The following is a 20,842-nucleotide window of genomic DNA, read 5'->3' on the forward strand; positions in this document are numbered from 1 at the left end:
ATGCAGGATCACAACATCTATCGCCCCTACAGCCCGCTGGCACGCCTGGGCGCATGCAGCTGCGGCGCCCATGCCAGCCAGCAAGCCCATGACGATGCCCTGACGCAACTGGCCGATGCCCGCCGCCGGCAGGACAGCGAGGCCTTGTCGCACGACTTCGTGGAGGCTGCCGCCGTGCAGGCCCTGTTCCCGGACCCGCAACTGCGCCGCAACTTCCTGCGCACCGTGGGCAGCGGCGTGGCCATGGCAGCCATTGGCAGCCTGCTGCCGCTGCAGGACCTTCAGGCCCGCGCCCTGGAACGCAAGGGCGGACTGGAAAAAACCGATCTGCGCATCGGCTTTGTCCCGATCACCTGTGCCACGCCCCTGATCATGGCCGGTCCGCTGGGCCTGTACCAGCAGCAGGGCCTGAACGTGCAGTTGCAGAAAACCGCAGGCTGGGCCCTGGTGCGCGACAAGCTGCTCAACCGCGAGCTGGATGCCTCGCACACCCTGTCGCCCATGCCGCTGGCGATTTCCATGGGGGCCGGTTCCAGCCCGCAGCCGATGCGGGTCATGGCGATCCAGAACATCAATGGCCAGGCCATCGTGATGGCACTCAAGCACCGCGAAAACCGCGATCCGCGCCACTGGAAGGGCTTCAAGTTTGCCGTGCCCTTCGAATATTCGATGCACAACTTCCTGCTGCGCTACTACCTGGCCGAGCATGGCCTGGACCCGGACCGCGACGTGCAGCTGCGCGTGACGCCGCCAGCCGAAATGATTGCCAACCTGCGCGCCGGCAATATCGACGGCTTTCTGGGGCCGGACCCGTTCTGCCAGCGGGCCGTGTACGACCGCGCGGGCTTCATCCACATCCTGACCCGCGACATCTGGGAAGGCCATCCCTGCTGCGCCTTTGGCGTCTCGCAGGCCTTCATCGACCAGCACCCGCAGACCTTTCTGGCCATGTACCGCGCCATCCTGCAGGCCACGGCGATGGCCAACAAGCCCGAAGAACGCCAGGCCATTGTCCAGGCCATCTCCGGGCCGGGCTATCTGAACCAGCCGCCCATCGTGATCCAGCAGGTCTTGCGCGGCCGCTTTGCCGATGGCCTGGGCAAGGTCCGGGACGTGCCGGATCGCATCGGCTTCGATGCCATGCCCTGGCATGCCATGGCCAGCTGGATGCTGACCCAGATGCAGCGCTGGGGCTACATCAAGGGCCAGGTGAACTACCGCCAGCTGGCCGAGCAGGTCTTTTTGATGACCGATGCCCGCCGCCTAATGCGGGAAGCCGGCTTGCCGCTGCCTCCCGGGGCCGACAGCGGCAGCCACCGCATCACGGTCATGGGCAAGGTCTTTGACCCGGCCAGGCCTGAAGCCTACCTGCGCAGCTTTGCCATCCGGCGCACTTGAGAAACCCACAGGAAAGGAACTGCATCATGTTGAACTCCCTACGACTCCGTGCCGCGCTGCTGTCACTGCTGTTGCTGGCCGTGCTGGTGGGCATCTGGCACATCAGCACCAGCAGCCCGGCCCTGCAGACGCCTGTTGCCGGGCTGTCCATTACCGCCGAAGAGCGCGAATACGCGATCCTGATGGGCGATTTGCCGGCCGACGACGCTGCTGCCGACAGCAGCGCAGCCCGTCAGGACGGCTTCCCGACCCCGCTGCAATTTGCCACCAGCGCTGCCAGCAGCATCGCCGACCCGTTCTACGACAACGGCCCCAACGACAAGGGCATCGGCCTGCAACTGGGCTATTCGCTGGCGCGGGTCGCGCTGGGCTATGCCCTGGCAGTGCTGGTGGCGATTCCGCTGGGCTTCGTGATCGGCATGTCGCCGCTGCTGTACCGGGCGCTGGACCCCTTCATCCAGATCCTGAAACCGATCTCGCCACTGGCCTGGATGCCGATTGCGCTGTACACGATCAAGAATGCGAACATCTCGGCCATCTTCGTGATCTTCATCTGCTCGGTCTGGCCGATGCTGGTCAACACCGCCTTTGGCGTGGCCAATGTGCGCAAGGACTGGCTGAACCTGTCGCGCACACTGGAAGTGTCGCCGCTGCGCGCAGCCTTCCGGGTGATTCTGCCGGCTGCGGCACCCACCATCATCACCGGCATGCGGATTTCCATGAGCATTGCCTGGCTGGTGATCGTGGCAGCCGAAATGCTGATTGGCGGTACCGGTCTGGGCTACTACGTGTGGAACGAGTGGAACAACCTGTCGCTGTCCAACGTGATCTTTGCGGTCCTGCTGATCGGCCTGGTAGGCATGTTGCTGGACCAGATGTTTGCCCAACTCCAGAAGAAGGTGACCTATGTTGACTGAAGTCCTGCCCCCCCTGGCCAGCCCCGAGGCCCCCATGTCCCACGCGCGCTCCGGCCACCAGTCCTTTCTGCAGGTCGAAGGCCTGGCCAAGCGCTACCGCGCCGATCTGCCACCGGTGTTCGAGGATGTCCATTTCGGCATCGACAAGGGCGAGTTTGTCTGCGTGATCGGCCACTCCGGTTGCGGCAAGAGCACTATCCTGAACGTGATGGCCGGTCTGGAAGAGGCCAGCGCCGGCATGGTGTTCATGGATGGTCGCGAGGTGGCCGGCCCCAGTCTGGACCGTGGCGTGGTGTTCCAGAGCCATGCCTTGCTGCCCTGGCTGAGCGCCGAGGACAACCTGGTGTTTGCACTGCGCTCGCGCCAACCGGACTGGAACCGCAAGGCGATTGTGGAGGAGGCCGGCAAATACCTGGACATGGTGGGACTGGGCGCCGCCGCGCGCAAGAAGCCTTCCGAACTGTCGGGCGGCATGAAGCAGCGTGTCGGCATTGCCCGGGCCTTTGCCGTGGCTCCCAAGATGCTGCTGATGGATGAGCCCTTTGGCGCGCTGGATGCCCTGACGCGCGGCGTGATCCAGGACGAATTGCTGCGCATCTGCAAGGAAACCCAGCAAACCGTGTTCATGATCACGCATGATGTGGATGAGGCCATTCTGCTGGCCGACCGCATCTTCCTGATGAGCAACGGGCCGTATGCCAATGTGGCCGAGGTGGTGGTCAATACCTTGCCACGCAGCCGGACTCGCGACACCATGATCCATGACCCGCAGTACTACCGCATCCGCAACCACCTGCTGGACTTTCTGGTGCACCGCTCCGGGCTGGCACAGCAACAGGCCGAGCAGCATGCGGGTCAGCGCAGCAGTGGCAGCCGTTCCGGCATCCGGACCCGGGTGGTCTACCCGGGACTGGCCGATCCGGAGCCCTTGCTGCAAGATCCGGCTATCTGAAACCCTTGTCTTTTCCCCGTCTGTTTTTCTTTTCACTTCACTGTTACTTCAAGGAGCTTCACCATGATTTCCGACCGTTCCCAAGTTACCGCCATGATTCTGTCGGCCAAGGTGGCCAAGGGCATCAAGTGGGCCGATGTGGCCCAGGCCGTAGGCATGAGCAAGGAGTGGACCACGGCAGGCTGCCTGGGCCAGATGACTTTCACCAAGCCGCAGGCCGAAACCATTGGTCAGCTGTTCGACCTCAGCGACGAGGCCGTGGCCTGGCTGCAGGTGGTGCCCTACAAGGGCGGACTGCCCACCGCCGTGCCCACCGATGCACTGCTGTACCGCTTCTACGAAATCATCAGCGTCTATGGCGGCAGCATCAAGGAGCTGATCCACGAGGAATTTGGCGATGGCATCATGAGCGCGATCGATTTCTCCATGGATATCCAGCGCGAAAACGACCCCAAGGGCGATCGCGTCAACATCGTGCTGTCCGGCAAGTTCCTGCCGTACAAGAGCTACTGATGAGTCAGGCCGGCACGCCGGCTGGCTGAAAGACAGGTGCATGGCTATAGTGGATGCTGTCTGCAGTGCAAGGCCTGTCCCGGTTGTCGGGCAGGCCTTGTGCTTCAGGATCCGATGCCCGCAACCGGAGTCCTTGCCATGTCCTTCTCCCACGCCTTGCCGCCCCGCCAGCTGTTGCGCCAGATGCTGGATGCCGCCATTGTCGCGGCCCAGCCCGCCGAGTGCCTGCCGCCGTTCCTGGCCCAGCTGCCGCCTGGCCGCCTGTTGGTCATCGGGGCCGGCAAGGCATCGGCCGAGATGGCGCGGGTGGTGGAACAGCACTGGCCGGGGCCGCTGAGCGGCCTGGTGGTGACCGCCCGGGGCCATGCGGCTGCCTGCCGCCAGATCGAGGTGGTGGAGGCAGCGCATCCGGTGCCCGATACTGCCGGCGAGCAGGCGGCGCAGCGCATGCTGGCGCTGGTACAGAACCTGCAGCCCGATGACACCGTGCTGTGTCTGATCTCGGGTGGCGGCTCCTCGCTGCTGCCCTTGCCGCTGGACGGCATCACGCTGCAGCACAAGCAGGAACTGGGCCGGGCCTTGCTGCGTTCCGGCGCCAGCATCCGCGAAATCAATACCGTGCGACGTCATCTGTCGGCCATCAAGGGCGGGCGGCTGGCGGCGCAATGCCATCCGGCGCGGCTGCTCACGCTGCTGATCTCCGACGTGCCGGGCGATGATCCGGCCGATATCGCTTCCGGCCCGACGGTGGCCGATGCCAGCACCTGTGCCGATGCGCTGGCGATTCTGCAGCGTTACGCCATCGCCATCCCTGATCCGGTACGTGCCGTGCTGGAAAGCGGCGCTGGCGAATCGGTCAAGCCGGGTGACCCGCGCCTGCAGGGCCAGCAGGTGCAGCTGGTCGCCACCGCGCAGCAGGCGCTGCAGGCGGCGGCGCAGGTGGCGCGTGCGGCCGGCATCACGCCGTACATCCTGGGCGACAGCATCGAGGGTGAAGCACGCGAGGTGGCGCGGGTGATGGCCGGCATGGCGCAACAGGCGCTGCGCCATGGCGAACCGTTTGCGCCGCCCTGCGTGCTGCTGTCCGGCGGCGAAACCACGGTCACGGTACGTGGGGCAGGGCGGGGTGGTCGCAATGTGGAGTTTCTGCTGGCGCTGGGGCTGGCCTTGCGCGGGGCTGCGCAAGTGCATGCGCTGGCTGCTGATACCGATGGCGTGGATGGCCAGGAACCGATTGCCGGCGCCATGCTGGCCCCCGATACGCTGGAGCGTGCCTGGGCCATGGGTCTGTCGCCGGTGGCGGCGCTGGACGCCAATGACGGCCACGGTTTTTTTGGTGCGCTGGGCGATGCCGTGGTCACCGGCCCCACCCGCACCAATGTGAACGACTTTCGTGCCGTGCTGGTGCTGCCGGCATCGGCCTGACACTGTCCGCACCGGCCCGGAGGGAAAGCCGGAACTGGCAAAATGCAGGCTTGCTCTCCGAGTTCTGACCCTGGATTTGCCATGTTATTTGTCCTGTCTCCGGCCAAGGCGCTGGATTACGAAAGCCCCTTGCCCACCCAGACGCACAGCGCACCGCTGTTCGTGCCCGATTCTGTCGAACTGATCAAGGTGCTGCGCGATTTCTCGCCGCAACAGGTGGCCGAGCTGATGGGCCTGAGCGACAAGCTGGCCGTGCTGAACGTGGCGCGCTACGAAGCCTGGGAAAAGACCTCCACCCCGGACAACGCGCGCCAGGCCGTGCTCGCCTTCAATGGCGATGTGTACGAAGGCCTGCAGGCCGCCTCGCTGAGCCAGCCGCAGCTGGACTGGCTGCAGCAGCACCTGTGCATCCTGAGCGGCCTGTACGGCGTGCTGCGCCCGCTGGACCTGATGCAGCCCTACCGCCTGGAAATGGGCACCCGCCTGCGCACCCCGCGCGGCGACAACTTGTACCAGTTCTGGGGCAGCCGGATTGCCGATTACCTGAACCAGCGTTTCGAGGAACAAGGCGCTGCCGAGCCGATCCTGGTCAACCTGGCTTCGCAGGAGTACTTCAAGGCGGTGGACCGCAAGACCCTGCAGGCACGCGTGGTGGAATGCGTGTTCGAGGACTTCAAGGGCGGCAAATACAAGATCATCAGCTTCAACGCCAAACGCGCGCGCGGCCTGATGATGCGTTTTGCCGTGGAGCAGGGCGTGGACAGCGTGGCCGGCTTGCGTGACTTTGCTGCCGAAGACTATCGCTACGCGGCCGATGCTTCCGGCCCGGATCGCCTGGTGTTCCGCCGCAACCGGGAGGCCTGAGCATGACGCTGCAACCCGAACAATCGCAGCTGGGCAAGATCACCACCTACGCCAGCACATACGACGCCTCGTTGCTGTTTGCGCTGCCGCGTGCGCCCAAGCGCGCGGAAATCGGCATCCGTGAACCGCTGCCCTTCATGGGCATGGACTTCTGGACCGGCTACGAGTTGAGCTGGCTGAACCTGCGCGGCAAGCCGCAGGTGGCGATCCTGCAGGTGCAGATTCCCTGCGAAACGCCGAACATCATCGAAAGCAAGTCCTTCAAGCTCTATCTCAACAGCTTCAACAACACGTGCTTTGCCAGCGCGGAAGAGGTGCGCCAGCGCATTTTTGCCGATGTCAACGCGGCGGTCTGGCGCGGTGCCGAACATGTCATGGCCAGCATCGGCGTGAAGATCATCGCGCCGGACCTGTTCGAGCAGCAGCAGGTGGTGGAGCTGGCCGGACTCAGCCTGGACCGGCTCGATACCGAGTGCACGCACTACGAGCCGGCCCCGGAACTGCTGGTGACTTTCCCGGAAGAGGGCACCGTGACCGAGACGCTGAACAGCCGCCTGCTCAAGAGCAACTGCCTGGTGACCGGCCAGCCCGACTGGGGCAGCGTGCAGATCCAGTACACCGGCCCGCAGATTAGCCACGAGGGTCTGCTGCGTTACATCGTCAGTTTCCGCAACCACAACGAATTCCACGAGCAGTGCGTGGAGCGCATCTACCACGACATCCGGCAGCGCTGCCAGCCGGTCAAGCTGAGCGTGTATGCACGTTACACGCGCCGTGGCGGTCTGGATATCAACCCGTTCCGCACCAGTCATCCGTGCGTCATGCCGGTGCAACAGCGTACTGCCCGCCAATAAGGCGAAATGTCGCTGGCATGCCACTTCAGTTGCAAATTTTCAGGGTTTATCCCTGAAATGCTCTCTTGACCTCCTGCCTACATCCTGTAACCCCGTGGCATACTGCACTTGAATGGGGCATGCCGTGTCCGGCTTGCCCCGCCACCATCAAGGAGACAAAGTGCAGATTGGAATTCCACTGGAAACGGTGGCTGGCGAGACGCGAGTAGCGGCAACGCCGGAAACCGTGAAAAAACTCGTGGGTCAGGGTCACACGTTGCTGGTGCAGCACGGTGCCGGACTGCGAGCCGGCATCACCGATGCCCAGTTCGAAGCCGCTGGTGCCAGCCTGACCGATGCCGCCACGGCACTCGGCAGCGAAATGGTGCTGAAAGTGCGCTCCCCGCAAGCCGAAGAGCTGGCGCAGATACGCTCCGGCGCCGTGCTGGTCGGCATGCTGGATCCGTTCGATGCCGAAGGGCTGCAACGCCTGGCCGCTGCCGGCCTGACCTCCTTCGCACTCGAAGCCGCACCGCGTACCACCCGCGCGCAAAGCATGGACGTGCTGTCCAGCCAGGCCAACATTGCCGGCTACAAGGCCGTGATGCTGGCGGCCGAGCACTATCCGCGCTTCTTCCCCATGCTGATGACCGCTGCCGGTACCGTCAAGGCCGCCCGCGTGGTGATTCTGGGCGTGGGCGTGGCCGGCCTGCAGGCGATTGCCACCGCCAAGCGCCTCGGTGCCGTGATCGAGGCCTCCGATGTGCGTCCGAGCGTGAAGGAGCAGGTCGAATCGCTGGGTGCCAAGTTCATTGACGTACCCTACGAAACCGATGAAGAGCGCGAAGCCGCCGAAGGCGTGGGCGGTTATGCCCGTCCCATGCCGCAGAGCTGGCTGGATCGCCAGAAGGCCGAAGTGGCCAAGCGCGTGGCGGCTGCCGATGTGGTGATCACCACTGCGCTGATCCCGGGCCGTGCCGCGCCCACGCTGGTGACGGCCGAGATGGTGCAGTCCATGCGCCAGGGCTCTGTCATCGTGGACATGGCGGCCGGCAAGGGCCCGCAAGGCCATGACGGCAACACGCCGCTGACGCAGGCCGATCAGGTGGTGCAGGCCGATGGCGTGACCATCGTGGGCCATACCAATCTGGCGGCACGCGTGGGTGCCGATGCCAGTGCGCTCTATGCGCGCAACGTGCTGGACTTCCTCAAGCTGGTGCTGCCGGCCGAGAAGGGCCTGACCATCGACATGGAAGACGACATCGTGGCGGCCTGCCTGATGACGCAAAACGGCGAAACCAGGAGGAAGTGAAATGGAACTCGTCTCTCCCACCGTCATCAACCTGATCATTTTCGTGCTGGCCATTTATGTGGGCTATCACGTGGTCTGGAACGTGACCCCGGCACTGCACACCCCCCTGATGGCGGTGACCAATGCCATTTCCGCCATCGTGATTGTCGGCGCCATGATGGCTGCCGCCCTGACCGAAGGCTCCCTGGCCAAGATCATGGGCGTGCTGGCGGTGGCGCTGGCTGCCGTGAACGTGTTTGGTGGTTTCCTGGTAACGCGACGCATGCTGGAAATGTTCAAGAAGAAAGAGCGCAAGCCCAAGCAGGGAGGTGAAGCATGAGTCTCAACCTCGTAACCCTGTTGTATCTGGTGGCCAGTATCTGTTTCATTCAGGCACTGAAAGGCCTCAGCCATCCCACCACCTCGATTCGCGGCAACCTGTTCGGCATGATCGGCATGGCGATTGCCGTGCTCACCACGGCGGCCCTGATCGTGAAACTGGCGGCTTCGCCGATCGGCCTGGGCTGGGTGCTGCTGGGCCTGGTCGTGGGTGGCGGTGTTGGTACCATCATGGCGCAACGCGTCGAGATGACCAAGATGCCGGAACTGGTCGCCTTCATGCACAGCATGATCGGTCTGGCGGCGGTGTTCATCGCCGTGGCCGTGGTGACCGAGCCCTGGGCCTTTGGCCTGACGGCGCATCCGGCCAATGGCGTGCGTGAAGCGATTCCGCTGGGCAACCGCCTGGAGCTGTTCCTGGGTGCCGCCATTGGTGCGATCACCTTCAGCGGTTCGGTGATTGCCTTCGGCAAGCTGAGCGGCAAGTACAAGTTCCGCCTGTTCCAGGGCAAGCCGGTGGTGTTCCAGGGCCAGCAGATGCTGAACCTGGCACTGGGCCTGCTGACGATCGGCCTGGGTCTGGTCTATGCCTTTACCGAGAACTGGACGGCGTTCTACATCATGCTGGCACTGTCCTTCGTGATGGGTGTGCTGCTGATCATCCCGATTGGCGGTGCCGACATGCCGGTGGTGGTGTCGATGCTGAACAGCTATTCCGGCTGGGCCGCAGCAGGCATCGGTTTCAGCCTGAACAACTCCATGCTGATCATTGCCGGTTCGCTGGTGGGTTCGTCCGGTGCCATTCTGAGCTACATCATGTGCAAGGCGATGAACCGTTCGTTCTTCAGCGTGATTCTGGGTGGCTTTGGAGGTGAAGCCGGCACGGCAACCGGCGGCGAGCAGGAGCAGCGCAGCGTCAAGAGCGGCAGCGCCGACGATGCCGCCTACATGATGTCCAACGCCGACAGCGTGATCATCGTGCCCGGCTACGGCCTGGCCGTGGCCCGTGCCCAGCACGCCGTGAACGAGCTGGCGCAGAAGCTGACCGACATGGGCGTGACCGTGCGCTACGCCATCCACCCGGTGGCAGGCCGCATGCCCGGTCACATGAACGTGCTGCTGGCCGAGGCCGAAGTGCCGTACGACCAGGTGTTCGAGATGGAAGACATCAACGGCGAATTCCCGCAGACCGATGTGGCCATCATCCTGGGCGCCAACGACGTGGTGAACCCCGCAGCACTGGAAAAGGGCAGCCCGATCTACGGCATGCCGATTCTGGAGGCCTACAAGGCGCGCACCGTGATCGTGAACAAGCGCTCCATGGCGGCAGGCTATGCCGGCCTGGACAACGAGCTGTTCTACATGGACAAGACCATGATGGTGTTTGGCGACGCCAAGAAGGTGGTGGAGGACATGATCAAGGCGCTGGATTGAGCGTGGCTTGATACGGCAGGGCGGCTGATGGGCTGGCCCTGACGGTCTCTACCGTGGCCGGGAGCTCTGCGAGGGGTTTCCGGCCACGGTTTTTTCAAATAGCGTGCCAGATCTGGTGGCTACCGTGGGTGGGAGGAGCTACCGGGCTGGCATCATGATGCCTGGCTTCAGCCGTGCGCCACCGTTACCCGTAGCCCTAGAGCGCGTGTCACTTTCAGGATGGTGTCAAATCGTGGTGCAGCACCTGGAGTCAGTGCCTTGTACAGACTTTCGCGACCCAGGCCGGCGTCCTTTGCCAATTGCGCCATCCCTCGGGCGCGTGCCACGTGACCGATGGCGCGCAGGATTTCGTCGGTATCACCATCTTCCAGCACCTGGCGCAGGTACTCGATCATGGCTTCCTCTGTATCGAGTTCGGTCACGATGTCAAACGGTACGGTCTTGATGGTCATGATTCAAATCTCCTGTGCCATGGCCTGTGCCTGGCGAATATCGGCGGCCTGGGTAGACTTGTTGCCGCCAACCAGCAAAAAAACCACACTACGTTCGCGAATCGTGTAGTACATGCGGTAGCCCGCACCTACATCTACCCGCATTTCACTGACACCCCCGCCCACAGCCTTGACGTCCCCGAGGTTACCGTGCTGCGCACGCTCAAGACGTCGGCGGATGGCAGTAGCTGCAACCAGATCCTTGATTCTGGCGCGCCAGCGCGCAAATGCCTCGGTTTGTTCTATGGTGTAGTGCATGTCATATTGTATCCAATTGGATACTGTTGGCAAGCGCTACATGGCGGCAGGGCAAAGTAGCTGTTGTTCTGTACATGATGCTCATGGCAAGGATTTGCCAAGGTCTTCCCTTACTCCCCAAACACCACCAACCCCCGATCCTGCTGCAAACGCACCCCGATCATTTCCCCAGGCGTGTGCTGCAGCACCGCCGGCATGGTCGCCTGTACCGTGCTGCCATCGGCCAGTTCCAGCGTGTAGATCTGGTGGCTGCCCTGGTAGGAGCTGCCGAGCAGGCGGGCGTGGATCGGCGAGAGCGGGTCGTACTGCAGATCGTGGCTGCGCAGCAGCAGCTGGCGGCTGTTGGCGGCGTGCTGGCCGGGCAGGGCGCCCAGTGCCGATTGCAGCTGGCCGTTGGCATCGGCCTGGATGGGCAGCAGCATGCCGTGCCCGATGAAACGCGCTACAAATGGCGTGGCGGGGGCATCGTACAGGGTGCGGGCATCGGCCCATTGCTGCATGCGGCCCTGGTCCAGTACGCCGATGCGATCGCCCATGGCAAAGGCTTCCTGCTGGTCGTGCGTGACAAGCAGGGTGGTGGTGCCGGTCTGCTTGAGCAGGGTGCGCAGCTCCTGCGCCAGGCGTTCGCGCAGGTTGATGTCGAGGTTGGAAAAGGGCTCGTCCAGCAGCAGCAGGCGCGGGTCCGGGGCCAGGGCGCGGGCCAGGGCGACGCGCTGTTGCTGGCCGCCCGAGAGCTCGTGCGGGTAGCGCTTGCCCAGATCGGCCAGGCCGACCAGTTCCAGCACCTCGGCGGTGCGTTGGCGCTGGCGTTCCGCCGGCTGGCCATGCAGGCCGTAGGCGATATTGCGCTCCACGCTCAGATGCGGGAACAGGGCGTAATCCTGGAACACCATGCCCATCTGGCGCTGCTCCGGCGGCGTGGTCTGGCCGGGGCGGCTCAGCGTCTGGCCGGCCAGCGTCAGCGTACCGCTGGCCAGCGGCTCCAGTCCGGCCACGCCGCGCAGCAGCGTGGTCTTGCCGCAGCCCGAAGGGCCCAGCAGCACGCCGATATCGCCGGCCGCCAGCCCGAAAGACACCTGATGCACGGCATCGACCGGCTGGCCGGAATAGCGGATGGAAACCTGGTCGAGGGACAGATGCATGGCGGAATATTCCTGAGGGTGTTCAGGTCGATGATTATAAATGAATATAATTATCAATACTCTTATGCCCATAGCCACCATGTCAGCCACTCCCGAGAACCCTGTTGCCACCTCACCGGTTGATGTGGCCGCCGTGCCTGCGCCAGGGCGCGACTGGGGCCGTGGCTGGTGGTTGCTGCCGGTAGGCGTGGTGCTGCTGCTGCCGATCATCTCGGTGGTGCTGGCGGCGCTGCACTGGGATGCTGCCAGCGCCGATATCGTGCGTGAAATGCTGCAGACCGTGCTGCCAGACTATGTGCGCACCAGCCTGCTGCTGTGCCTGCTGGTGGGTATCGGCAGCTTGCTGCTGGGCGTGGGCAGTGCCTGCCTGGTCACGCTGTTCGACTACCGGGGCCGGCGCACGCTCGAATGGCTGCTGTTGCTGCCGCTGGCCATGCCGGCCTATGTCAGCGCCTATGCCTATACCGATTTCCTGCAGTTCAGTGGCCCGGCACAGACTTGGCTGCGTACCTTTTTGCAGGCCGAAGGCCGCATGCTGCCCGAGATCCGCAATGTCTGGGGTGCGGCTTTCCTGCTGACGGTCACGCTGTACCCCTATGTTTATCTGCTGGTACGCACTGCGCTGATGGACCGCGCCACGCACCTGATGGAAGCTGCCGCCATGCTGGGCGCACGCAGCATGCGCCGTATTTTCAGCGTGGCGCTGCCGCTGGTGCGGCCGTTTGTGGCCGGTGGGGTGGCGCTGGTGCTGATGGAAACGCTGGCCGATTTTGGCGTGTCCAGCTACTTCGGCATCCAGACCTTTACCGCTGGCGTGATCAAGGCCTGGGTGGTGATGGATGACCGCATGGCGGCAACGCAGCTGTCGCTGGCGCTGCTGATCTCCGTGTCGCTGCTGGTCTGGCTGGAGCGCCGGGCGCGCCAGCGCATGCGCTTTGCCAGCACGCGCGGCCAGAACCGCAGTGCCATGATGACGCGCGTACCGCAGCTGCACGGCTGGCAGGCGCTGCTGACCTGGAGCCTGGGCATGATTCCGGTGCTGCTGGGCTTTATCCTGCCGGTGCTGATGATGCTGCGGCCGCTGCTGCTGGGCGTGGGCACGGAGCAGGAGGTGTTGTGGGAGCAATTCCTGCCCTGGGCCTGGAACAGCATCCAGCTGGGGGTGTCGGGCGCGCTGCTGGCCACTGCGCTGGCGCTGTTGCTGGGCGGCGCGGCGCGGCTGCTGCCGGGGGCGATTTCGCGCGGTATGGCCTGGCTGGCCTCGCTGGGCTATGCGGTGCCGGGCGTGGTGATTGTGGTTGGCCTGCTGTTGCCGGTAGCGGCGCTGCAGCAGTGGCAGCCGGACTGGAGCATTGCCGGCTGGCTCACGACCACGGTGCTGGGCATTCTCTGGGCCTATCTGGTGCGCTTTACGGCGGTGGCGCTGCAAAGCGTGCAGGGCGGTTACGCGCGCATTCCGGAAAGCCAGGATGAGGCGGCGCGCCTGCTCGGCAGCAATGCCTGGGGCGTGCTGCGTCGCGTGCATCTGCCGTTGCTGCGCGGCCCGGTGCTGGCCGGCCTGCTGCTGGTGTTCGTGGACGTGATGAAGGAGCTGCCGGCCACCATGGTGCTGCGCCCGTTCAACATGGACACGCTGGCGGTATCGGCCTACCAGCTGGCACGCGACGAGCGCCTGACCGAAGCGGCACTGCCGAGCCTGGCCCTGGTGCTGGCCGGGCTGGTACCGGTGATCCTGCTGAGTCGCTCGCTGCGCCGCAAGCGCTGAAGCCGGCTTCAGGTCACTTCAGGCCTGCTTCTGTTCCTGTTCCAGATCGGACCAGATCGCCACTTCATTGCCGGCCGGATCGATGAAATGGAAGCGCCGGCCACCAGGAAAGCCGAAGATCTGCTTGCTGATGCGGCCACCGGCGGCAATCACCCGGGCATGGCTGGCTTCCAGATCCGGAGTGTGCACGACGACCAGCGGCTGCTGCGGCGCATGGGCCGGATCGGCGTTGAAGCCACAGGACAGACCGCTGGAGAGGGTATCGGCATAGTCCTCGCCCCAGTCCCGGAAGGCCCAGCCGAAGACATCGGTATAAAACGTCTTGGCGGCAGCCACGGTGGCCGCGTCGCGGCCGGGAAATTCCACGAAATCGATGGGGTAGGCGGGCTGGGTCATGACGGCTCCCTGCAAGTCACTGGACAGTACCCAGTGTAGCCCGTGCCAGGGCTGGCGGGGCAGGCTCCTACAGCGGAGGGCTGCCTTGGCTGACGCCTGCTGCACCGGTGGGCCGGCTACCATGGTGTGCAGCGGGGGTACCGTCGTGCCCCCTGGATGCGATCCGTATCGGAAAAAGGTCACCCCATGAAAAAGACACTCCTGCTGGCTGCCTCCCTGGCCGCCGTGACTGCCCTGCTGCGATCCTCGTCCCGCCAGCGCGATCTGCCCGAGCTGCAAGCGGTGCCGGAGCTGGATCTGGAACGCTATGCCGGCACCTGGTACGAGCAGGCACGCCTGCCGCTGGTCTGGCAAAGCCGCTGCAGCGGCAACAGCATGGCGCAGTACAGCCTGCGCGATGACGGCATGATCGATGTGCTCAACAGCTGTGAAGATGGCGATGGCCAGCGCATCGAGGCGCATGGCGTGGCGCGTCTGGCCGGCACGCACCCGGCTCAGTTGCAAGTGCGCTTCATGCCGGAACTGCTGGCCAGCTTGCCCATGGTCTGGGGCGATTACTGGGTGCTGGAGCTGGACCCGGATTACCGCTGGGCGGTGGTAGGTTCGCCAAACCGCAAGTACTTGTGGTTCCTGACGCGCGACAAGCATTTTCCCAAGGACCGGCTCGACATCCTGATTTTGCGCGCAGCCGAGCGGGGTTTTGACACGACCCGACTGAAGTACACGCCGCAGTACTGATCTGTTGCCGGGAGGGAGAAGGCAGTCTTATTCGAAAATTGAATAAGGAAACAAGAAAACTGTATTTCCCAGGCAGATAGGTGCGGACTACCATGGTGTGTTTGATGGGCGCGGCCAGCTGTTGTGGCCCGCCAGATGACCGAATTGCAAGGAGTAGCGCCACATGGATGCCAGTTTCAACCCGATCCACCTGCCTGCAGCCAGCCTGATCCAGGACACGGCTGCGCTGGCCAAGGTGGAGTTGCGGCCGCTGGTGGCGCAAATCGATCAGGAAGGCCTGTATCCCGAAGCCTTTCTGCGCACGCTGGGCGCCATTGGCGGTTTTGCCAGCATTGGCAGCGAAGCACAGGGCGGCACGGCGCTGGGGCTGGGCACACAAATCCGTACCCTGGCCACGGTAGGTGCCGAGTGCGGCTCCACCGCCTTCCTGGGCTGGTGCCAGAGCGCCTGCGGCTGGTATCTGCGCCAGACACCGAATGCCGCAGTGCGCGAACGCTATCTGCCACAGGTGATGCGCGCCACGGCGCTGGCCGGCACCGGCATGTCCAACACCGTCAAGCACCTCAGCGGCATCGAGAAGCACCTGCTGCAGGCGCGCCCGGAAGGGGAGGGCTTTGTGGTCAACGGCAGCCTGCCCTGGGTGTCCAACCTGGGCGAATCGCATGTGTTTGCCGCCAGCGCCCAGCTGCCGGATGGCCGCTACATCATGTTCATGGCGCGTGGCGATGCCGCTGGCGTGACGCTCAAGCCCTGCCCGGAATTCTGTGCCCTGGAAGGCACGCGTACGCTGAACGTACGCTTTGTCGATGTGCGCATCGAGCAGGCTGACCTGCTGGCCGATGCCGAGCAGTTCGAGGATTTCATCCGCAGCATCAAGCCGGGCTTCATTCTGCTGCAGATCGGCATGGGTGCCGGCGTGATCGAGGCCTGCCTGAAGACGATTCGCGACAGCAACCTGGCCACGCCGAAGCCGAACGCCTATCTGGACGACCAGTACGACACCTTGCGCGCCGAGCTGGATGCATTGCTGCTGCGCACGCAGGAACTGGCCGATCAGGCCGATGCCGGCACGGTGGCCATGCTGCCGGTACTGGAAGTCCGGCTGGCGGCCAGCGAACTGGCGCTGCGTGCGGCACAATCGGCCGCGCTGCATGCAGGCGCAAAAGGCTATCTGATGCGCCATGCAGCGCAGCGACACTCGCGCGAGGCGCTGTTCGTGGCGATCGTGACGCCGGCGATCAAGCACCTGCGCCTGGAAATCGAACGCCTGCGTGCGCAAGGCTGAGCAACAAGGAAAGACAAGATGAAATGGATGTGCGGCCCCTGTGGCTATATCTACGACGAGGAAGAGGGCTACGCCCCGGACGGTATCGAACCGGGTACGCCGTTCCACAAGCTGCCGGATGGCTGGGTCTGCCCCGATTGCGGTCTGGGCCAGGATGAATTTTTCGAGATCCCCGAGTGATGACAGCTGCCGATGCTGCTGCGCCCCTGTTGCAGGGACGCGATATTTCGCTGGGCTACGCACGTGCCGATGGCAGCACCCAGTGGGTGCTGGAAGGCTTTTCCATTGACGTGCAGCCAGGCGAACTGATTGCGCTGCTGGGCCCCAGCGGTGTTGGCAAGTCCTCGCTGCTGCGCGTGCTGGCCGGCTTGCAGCCGCCGCAGAAAGGCCAGGTGCGGCTGTTTGGCGAGCCGCTGACGGCGCCGCATCCGCGTGCCGCCTTCGTGTTCCAGAGCGCCTCGCTGCTGCCCTGGCTCACGGTGCAGGACAACGTGGCCTTTGGCCTGTCCTTCAAGCACCAGCCGGCCATTGGCAAGCAGGCCGAGCGCGAACGCGTGCGTCAGGCGCTGACCGAGGTGAACCTGCTGCATGCGGCCACGCAGCACCCGTCGCAGCTGTCGGGCGGCATGGCGCAGCGTGTGGCGCTGGCACGTGCCTTTGCGCGCCAGCCCGAGGTGCTGATGCTGGACGAGCCGTTCAGCGCGCTGGACGAGATCACGCGGGGCGAAATGCAGGTGCTGCTGCGCGACCTGGTGACACGCCACCAGACTGCGGCCATTCTGGTCACGCACGATATCGATGAAGCCCTGACCGTGGCCGATCGCGTGCTGCTGATTGGCAATACGCCGGGCCGTCTGCTGGCCGAATGGCGGCTGGAGCAGCCTTACCCGCGCGATGATGTCGCCCTGACCATGAACGAACAGCGTTTGCAGATCCTGCAATCGATGCGCAATGCGCGCCTGTTCCAGCAGGACATGCACAGTCTCGAATACGTTATCTGAGCCGATCTTCCTGCATTTGCATTCATCTGCAGCCATCTGCACGATTTACCCGTTACTTCTGGAGAATTTCCATGGTTTCACGCCGCGACATGCTGAAGCTGGCCTCGCTGTTCACCGCTGCCGGCAGTCTGCCGCTGCTGCAGGCCTGCCAGCGCCAGCAGGCCAGCCAGCCCGATGCGCCCCTGCGCATCGGCTATTTGCCGATTACCGATGCCACGCCGCTGCTGGTGGCGCACAGCCAGGGCCTGTTCCAGGCCGAGGGGCTGAATGTGGAGCAGCCCAGGCTGTTCCGCAGCTGGGCCCAGCTGGTGGAAGCCTTCATCAGCGGCCAGGTGAATCTGGTGCACCTGCTGACGCCCATGACGGTGTGGGCACGCTATGGCAGCGAAAGCCCGCTCAAGGTGCTGATGTGGAACCACATGGCCGGCTCCGCGCTGACCGTGCTGCCCGATGTCAACACGGTGGCGGATCTGGGTGGCAAGACCGTGGCGATTCCGTTCTGGTACTCGATCCACAACGTGGTGCTGCAGCATCTGCTGCGCGAGGGCGGCCTGGAAGTGACCGAGAAGGATCCCGGCCCGAAGCAGGTCAAGCTGACCGTGATGGCGCCGTCCGACATGGTGGCGGCGCTGGCAGCCAAAAGCATTGCCGGCTTCATCGTGGCCGAACCGTTCAATGCCGCGGCCGAGCTGCAGGGCGTGGGCAAGGTGCTGCGCTTTACCGGCGATGTCTGGCGTGACCACGCCTGCTGCGTCACGGTGGCGCATGCGGCCGATGTGGAGCAGCGCCCCGAATGGATGCAGAAGGTGGCGAATGCCATGGTCAAGGCGCAGCTGTGGTCACGCGAGCATCGTCCCGAGGTGGCGCAGCTGTTGTCGGCCGATGGCGCCGGCAAGTACACGCCGCACCCGCTGCCGGTGCTGCAGAAGGTGTTGGCACCGGATGCTGCCGATCTGCAGCAGTATGTGCAAAGTGGCGCGATCCGCCATCCGGACTGGAGGCAGAACCGCATCGACTTCCAGCCCTATCCCTTCCCGAGCTATACCAGCGAGCTGGTAAAGCTGCTGCAGCAGACGCATATTGCCGGCGAACACCGTTGGCTGGCCAAGCTGGATCCGCAGCAGGTGGCGCAGGATCTGGTGGATGAGCGCTTTGTGCGCCAGGCCATCGAGAACACGCAGAGCCAGCAACTGTTCGGGCTGCCGGCCGATTACCGCCGCACCGAAACCATCGTGGCCTGAGCGCCAGCAGAAAGGATTGCATGTCGTCGATCAAGCAGGGGCCGTGGCGCTCCGCAACCCTGGCACTGGCCGGACTGGTGCTGCTGGCGGTGGCCTGGCAGCTGGGCGTGATGCTGCTCAGGACCGGCATGCCGATTGTCGGCCGCTTTGCGCCGCTGCCGACGCTGGACAGCCTGCTGTTCCTGCTGGGCGATGCCGGCATTTACGGCCATATCCTGGCCAGCCTGCAGCGCGTGCTGATCGGTCTGGCGCTGGCCCTGCTGATCGGCGTGCCGGTCGGGCTGCTGCTGGGCCGTTCACGCCTGGCCGAGCAGCTCAGTGGCGGTGCCTTCCAGCTGCTGCGCATGATCTCGCCGCTGTCCTGGATGCCGATTGCGGTGATGGTGTTTGGCGTGGGCGATGCGCCGATCTACTTTCTGCTGACCTTTGCCGCTGTCTGGCCGATCATCCTGAACACCAGTGCCGGCGTGAAGGCGATAGACCGCCACTGGCTGCAGCTGGGGGCATCGCTCAGCGCCACCCGCTGGGAGGCACTGCGCAGCATCATCTTCCCGGCGGTGGTCGGACATATCCTGACCGGCCTGCGGCTGGCGATTGGTGTGGTCTGGATCGTGCTGGTGCCTTGCGAAATGCTGGGCGTGAATGAAGGCCTGGGCTATTTCATCCTGGATACGCGGGATCGGCTGGCCTATTCGGAGCTGATGGCGGCGGTGCTGCTGATTGGCCTGATCGGCTGGCTGCTGGATGCACTGGCGCGCTGGCTGCACCGGCGCTGGGCGATGGCCTGACGACAAAGCCCCGTGGTTTGCACCACGGGGCTTTGTCATTGCAGGGCAGGGCGCGGTGGAGCGCCCCTGGGCTTTACTGACCCTCTTCGCCATTTGTCTGGCGGTAGCTGGCGGTATCCAGCCGCGCCTTGCCGGCCAGCGGATCGCCATTCGGGTAGCGCGTCGGGTTGTCGGCCATATAGCGGTCGTGCATCTGGTGCGCATCGTCCAGCAGGTCCAGCAGCTTCTGCTCGTCGCTCAGCAGGTGCTTGTAGTCTTCCGGAATGGCCAGCAGGGCCTGTTCCTCTTCCATCAGCTGGCGGTAATTCTGCTCGCGCAGGGCCGGATCGGCTTCGTAGTCCATGTCCAGATACTGCCTGGCATGGCGGCGCACGCTGGAGATGACGGTCAGGATCTTGCCCTTTTGCGACATCAGCGAGGCCACCACGGTGATGACCAGGATCACGCAGATCACGATCAGCGACTGGCCGGTGGTGACCTCGATCACGCTGACCGGGTTGCCGTCGTTGATGATGGGCACGTTGTTCTCGTGCAGCGCGTGCAGGATCAGCTTGGCACCGATGAAGGCCAGGATGATGGCCAGGCCGTACTTCAGGTACACCAGGCGCTCCAGCAGGCCGTCGATCAGGAAGTAGAGCTGGCGCAGGCCCATCAGCGAGAAGGCGTTGGCCGTGAACACGATGAAGGCGCTGTCGGTCAGGCCGAAGATGGCCGGGATGGAGTCGAGCGCAAACAGGATGTCGGTGGCACCGATGACCACCATCACCAGCAGCATGGGCGTCAGCGCGCGCTTGCCGTTCTGCAGGGTGAACAGCTTGTCACCGTCGTAGTAGTCGGTGGTGTGGAACATCTTGCGCGTCACGCGCACCACGATGTTCTGGTCCAGGCTTTCCTCTTCCTTTTCGGGGGCGAGCTGCTTGCCGGCCAGCATCAGCAGCAGGCCGCCAAAGATGTAGAACATCCAGGCAAAGGAGTTGAGCAGGGCGGCACCGGCCAGAATGAAGACTGCACGGGCAAAGATGGAGAACAGGATGCCGAACAGCAGCACTTTCTGCTGGTAGGCGTGTGGCACCTTGAAGCCCGCCATGATGATCAGGAACACGAACAGGTTGTCCACGCTCAGGGCTTTTTCGGTGATGTAGCCGGCAAAGTACTCCACGCCACGCTGGTGCCCGAAGGCGACCCAGACAAACACGCCGAACAGCAGGGCAATGGCCACGAACAGGATCGACCACATGGTCGATTCCTTTAGCGTTGGCGTGTGGGCCACGCGCACGTGGAAGAAGTAGTCATACAGGAACAGTCCGCCGATCAGGACGATCGTGACTATCCATGCCCAGGTGGGGATCATGCAGGGGTCCTTTCAGAAGCGGCAAGCCTGACGGCAGGCTTGCATGGGTATCAAAGGAATAATTAGAACGCAAAAACCGGACAGTTGCATGACGGCGACCGATTTCCGGAGACTGGAAGCAGGCAGCCGCTACAACGCTTCACGCTGGTGCGGAATGAACCGCCCCGGGTTTCGAGGAGGCTGGTTGGTTTAAGTGGACACCTCTGCCAAGGTGTTGCTGTCGGCAAGTTGCCTCCAGTAGTTTGCCTCAGCTTCTGCCGGCGGGATACCCCCGATCGGCGTGAGCAGTCGGACGTGGTTGAACCAGTGCACCCATTGCAGGGTCGCCAGTTCCACGGCTTCCCTGGTCTTCCAGGGGCCCCGGCGATGAATCAGTTCGGCCTTGTATAGCCCGTTGATGGTCTCGGCCAGCGCGTTGTC

Annotated in this window: 23 protein-coding genes; 17 read left to right on the forward strand and 6 right to left on the reverse strand. The window is 64.1% G+C overall.

The genetic code is table 11. The features are described 5' to 3' along the window. The 10 genes from C513_RS0106700 (at window position 1) to C513_RS0106745 (ending at window position 9,966) form a co-directional block, all read left to right on the forward strand. Window positions 1-1,398, forward strand: a complete 1,398-nt coding sequence (locus tag C513_RS0106700) for a CmpA/NrtA family ABC transporter substrate-binding protein (protein WP_018715270.1) — start codon at window positions 1-3, stop codon at window positions 1,396-1,398. 26 nt (window positions 1,399-1,424) lie between these two features. Continuing rightward, on the forward strand, window positions 1,425-2,315 hold the full coding sequence (ntrB, locus tag C513_RS0106705) for a nitrate ABC transporter permease (RefSeq protein WP_018715271.1): 891 nt from the start codon (window positions 1,425-1,427) through the stop codon (window positions 2,313-2,315). 34 nt (window positions 2,316-2,349) lie between these two features. After that, window positions 2,350-3,267, forward strand: a complete 918-nt coding sequence (locus tag C513_RS12895) for an ABC transporter ATP-binding protein (protein ID WP_018715272.1) — start codon at window positions 2,350-2,352, stop codon at window positions 3,265-3,267. Window positions 3,268-3,330: 63 nt separating this feature from the next. Beyond that, window positions 3,331-3,780, forward strand: a complete 450-nt coding sequence (gene cynS, locus C513_RS0106715; RefSeq protein WP_018715273.1) for a cyanase — start codon at window positions 3,331-3,333, stop codon at window positions 3,778-3,780. 138 nt (window positions 3,781-3,918) lie between these two features. After that, entirely contained in the window at window positions 3,919-5,205 is a 1,287-nt protein-coding gene (locus tag C513_RS0106720; RefSeq protein ID WP_018715274.1) for a glycerate kinase type-2 family protein, read from the forward strand. Between the two features lie 81 nt (window positions 5,206-5,286). Then, window positions 5,287-6,069: a peroxide stress protein YaaA gene (yaaA, locus tag C513_RS0106725; RefSeq protein ID WP_018715275.1), complete on the forward strand. Its 783-nt coding sequence runs from the start codon at window positions 5,287-5,289 to the stop codon at window positions 6,067-6,069. Window positions 6,070-6,071: 2 nt separating this feature from the next. Beyond that, window positions 6,072-6,923 (forward strand): NADPH-dependent 7-cyano-7-deazaguanine reductase QueF, encoded by an 852-nt coding sequence (gene queF, locus C513_RS0106730; protein ID WP_018715276.1) that lies wholly within the window; start codon window positions 6,072-6,074, stop codon window positions 6,921-6,923. 160 nt (window positions 6,924-7,083) lie between these two features. Continuing rightward, the gene (locus tag C513_RS0106735; protein ID WP_026320631.1) at window positions 7,084-8,214 is read left to right on the forward strand and encodes a Re/Si-specific NAD(P)(+) transhydrogenase subunit alpha; all 1,131 of its coding nucleotides are present in this window, start codon (window positions 7,084-7,086) and stop codon (window positions 8,212-8,214) included. Between the two features lies 1 nt (window position 8,215). After that, window positions 8,216-8,533, forward strand: a complete 318-nt coding sequence (locus C513_RS0106740; RefSeq protein ID WP_018715278.1) for an NAD(P) transhydrogenase subunit alpha part 2 — start codon at window positions 8,216-8,218, stop codon at window positions 8,531-8,533. Beyond that, window positions 8,530-9,966 (forward strand): NAD(P)(+) transhydrogenase (Re/Si-specific) subunit beta, encoded by a 1,437-nt coding sequence (locus C513_RS0106745; protein ID WP_018715279.1) that lies wholly within the window; start codon window positions 8,530-8,532, stop codon window positions 9,964-9,966. Before C513_RS0106740 ends, C513_RS0106745 begins: the two co-directional genes overlap by 4 nt. A 167-nt stretch (window positions 9,967-10,133) precedes the next feature. On the opposite strand, the gene C513_RS0106750 is transcribed toward C513_RS0106745, so the two are convergent. The 3 genes from C513_RS0106750 to C513_RS0106760 form a co-directional block, all read right to left on the reverse strand. After that, complete coding sequence (locus C513_RS0106750) at window positions 10,134-10,418, reverse strand: addiction module antidote protein (protein ID WP_018715280.1); 285 nt, start codon at window positions 10,416-10,418, stop codon at window positions 10,134-10,136. Window positions 10,419-10,421: 3 nt separating this feature from the next. After that, on the reverse strand, window positions 10,422-10,715 hold the full coding sequence (locus C513_RS0106755; protein WP_018715281.1) for a type II toxin-antitoxin system RelE/ParE family toxin: 294 nt from the start codon (window positions 10,713-10,715) through the stop codon (window positions 10,422-10,424). 110 nt (window positions 10,716-10,825) lie between these two features. Beyond that, window positions 10,826-11,857, reverse strand: coding sequence for an ABC transporter ATP-binding protein (locus tag C513_RS0106760; protein WP_018715282.1), 1,032 nt, complete (start codon window positions 11,855-11,857; stop codon window positions 10,826-10,828). A 79-nt stretch (window positions 11,858-11,936) separates the two neighbouring features. Here C513_RS0106760 and C513_RS0106765 point away from each other — a divergent pair, with 79 nt between their 5' ends. Further along, entirely contained in the window at window positions 11,937-13,622 is a 1,686-nt protein-coding gene (locus C513_RS0106765) for an ABC transporter permease (protein WP_083927372.1), read from the forward strand. Window positions 13,623-13,640: 18 nt separating this feature from the next. On the opposite strand, the gene C513_RS0106770 is transcribed toward C513_RS0106765, so the two are convergent. After that, window positions 13,641-14,018 carry a VOC family protein gene (locus C513_RS0106770; protein ID WP_018715284.1) on the reverse strand — a complete coding sequence of 126 codons (378 nt, stop codon included), beginning with the start codon at window positions 14,016-14,018 and terminating at the stop codon, window positions 13,641-13,643. Between the two features lie 186 nt (window positions 14,019-14,204). Between C513_RS0106770 and C513_RS0106775 the strand changes: the two genes are divergently transcribed. The 6 genes from C513_RS0106775 (at window position 14,205) to C513_RS0106800 (ending at window position 19,071) form a co-directional block, all read left to right on the forward strand. Continuing rightward, complete coding sequence (locus C513_RS0106775; RefSeq protein ID WP_018715285.1) at window positions 14,205-14,756, forward strand: lipocalin family protein; 552 nt, start codon at window positions 14,205-14,207, stop codon at window positions 14,754-14,756. Between the two features lie 163 nt (window positions 14,757-14,919). Next, window positions 14,920-16,041: an acyl-CoA dehydrogenase family protein gene (locus tag C513_RS0106780; protein ID WP_018715286.1), complete on the forward strand. Its 1,122-nt coding sequence runs from the start codon at window positions 14,920-14,922 to the stop codon at window positions 16,039-16,041. 18 nt (window positions 16,042-16,059) lie between these two features. Continuing rightward, window positions 16,060-16,221, forward strand: coding sequence for a rubredoxin (locus tag C513_RS0106785; protein ID WP_018715287.1), 162 nt, complete (start codon window positions 16,060-16,062; stop codon window positions 16,219-16,221). Further along, a complete protein-coding gene (locus C513_RS0106790; RefSeq protein ID WP_018715288.1) occupies window positions 16,221-17,042 on the forward strand; it encodes an ABC transporter ATP-binding protein in 822 nt (273 codons plus the stop codon). Before C513_RS0106785 ends, C513_RS0106790 begins: the two co-directional genes overlap by 1 nt. Window positions 17,043-17,113: 71 nt before the next feature. Further along, a complete protein-coding gene (locus tag C513_RS0106795; protein ID WP_018715289.1) occupies window positions 17,114-18,283 on the forward strand; it encodes an ABC transporter substrate-binding protein in 1,170 nt (389 codons plus the stop codon). A gap of 20 nt (window positions 18,284-18,303) precedes the next feature. Continuing rightward, window positions 18,304-19,071, forward strand: coding sequence for an ABC transporter permease (locus C513_RS0106800; protein ID WP_018715290.1), 768 nt, complete (start codon window positions 18,304-18,306; stop codon window positions 19,069-19,071). A 73-nt stretch (window positions 19,072-19,144) separates the two neighbouring features. Here the strand turns inward: C513_RS0106800 and C513_RS0106805 are convergent, their stop codons facing one another. Together C513_RS0106805 and C513_RS0106810 are read right to left on the reverse strand one after the other, a co-directional pair. Further along, window positions 19,145-20,422 (reverse strand): TerC family protein, encoded by a 1,278-nt coding sequence (locus C513_RS0106805; RefSeq protein WP_018715291.1) that lies wholly within the window; start codon window positions 20,420-20,422, stop codon window positions 19,145-19,147. Between the two features lie 189 nt (window positions 20,423-20,611). Beyond that, window positions 20,612-20,842: integrase core domain-containing protein (locus C513_RS0106810; protein ID WP_018715292.1), on the reverse strand; the 231-nt coding region annotated here is incomplete at its 5' end.

This window comes from Allobrachymonas chironomi DSM 19884 (genome assembly GCF_000374625.1).
Taxonomy (GTDB): domain Bacteria; phylum Pseudomonadota; class Gammaproteobacteria; order Burkholderiales; family Burkholderiaceae_C; genus Brachymonas; species Brachymonas chironomi.

Bases quoted from the DNA above. Each gene is read 5' to 3' on its own strand.
- ntrB (WP_018715271.1), top strand. From the start codon at position 1,425: ATGTTGAACTCCCTACGACTCCGTGCCGCGCTGCTGTCACTGCTGTTG.
- C513_RS0106770 (WP_018715284.1), bottom strand. From the start codon at position 14,018: ATGACCCAGCCCGCCTACCCCATCGATTTCGTGGAATTTCCCGGCCGC.
- C513_RS0106750 (WP_018715280.1), bottom strand. From the start codon at position 10,418: ATGACCATCAAGACCGTACCGTTTGACATCGTGACCGAACTCGATACA.
- C513_RS0106775 (WP_018715285.1), top strand. From the start codon at position 14,205: ATGAAAAAGACACTCCTGCTGGCTGCCTCCCTGGCCGCCGTGACTGCC.
- C513_RS0106765 (WP_083927372.1), top strand. From the start codon at position 11,937: ATGTCAGCCACTCCCGAGAACCCTGTTGCCACCTCACCGGTTGATGTG.
- C513_RS0106740 (WP_018715278.1), top strand. From the start codon at position 8,216: ATGGAACTCGTCTCTCCCACCGTCATCAACCTGATCATTTTCGTGCTG.
- C513_RS12895 (WP_018715272.1), top strand. From the start codon at position 2,350: ATGTCCCACGCGCGCTCCGGCCACCAGTCCTTTCTGCAGGTCGAAGGC.
- C513_RS0106745 (WP_018715279.1), top strand. From the start codon at position 8,530: ATGAGTCTCAACCTCGTAACCCTGTTGTATCTGGTGGCCAGTATCTGT.
- C513_RS0106780 (WP_018715286.1), top strand. From the start codon at position 14,920: ATGGATGCCAGTTTCAACCCGATCCACCTGCCTGCAGCCAGCCTGATC.
- C513_RS0106700 (WP_018715270.1), top strand. From the start codon at position 1: ATGCAGGATCACAACATCTATCGCCCCTACAGCCCGCTGGCACGCCTG.
- C513_RS0106800 (WP_018715290.1), top strand. From the start codon at position 18,304: ATGTCGTCGATCAAGCAGGGGCCGTGGCGCTCCGCAACCCTGGCACTG.
- C513_RS0106755 (WP_018715281.1), bottom strand. From the start codon at position 10,715: ATGCACTACACCATAGAACAAACCGAGGCATTTGCGCGCTGGCGCGCC.
- C513_RS0106805 (WP_018715291.1), bottom strand. From the start codon at position 20,422: ATGATCCCCACCTGGGCATGGATAGTCACGATCGTCCTGATCGGCGGA.
- C513_RS0106790 (WP_018715288.1), top strand. From the start codon at position 16,221: ATGACAGCTGCCGATGCTGCTGCGCCCCTGTTGCAGGGACGCGATATT.
- C513_RS0106720 (WP_018715274.1), top strand. From the start codon at position 3,919: ATGTCCTTCTCCCACGCCTTGCCGCCCCGCCAGCTGTTGCGCCAGATG.
- C513_RS0106785 (WP_018715287.1), top strand. From the start codon at position 16,060: ATGAAATGGATGTGCGGCCCCTGTGGCTATATCTACGACGAGGAAGAG.
- C513_RS0106795 (WP_018715289.1), top strand. From the start codon at position 17,114: ATGGTTTCACGCCGCGACATGCTGAAGCTGGCCTCGCTGTTCACCGCT.
- queF (WP_018715276.1), top strand. From the start codon at position 6,072: ATGACGCTGCAACCCGAACAATCGCAGCTGGGCAAGATCACCACCTAC.
- C513_RS0106760 (WP_018715282.1), bottom strand. From the start codon at position 11,857: ATGCATCTGTCCCTCGACCAGGTTTCCATCCGCTATTCCGGCCAGCCG.
- cynS (WP_018715273.1), top strand. From the start codon at position 3,331: ATGATTTCCGACCGTTCCCAAGTTACCGCCATGATTCTGTCGGCCAAG.
- yaaA (WP_018715275.1), top strand. From the start codon at position 5,287: ATGTTATTTGTCCTGTCTCCGGCCAAGGCGCTGGATTACGAAAGCCCC.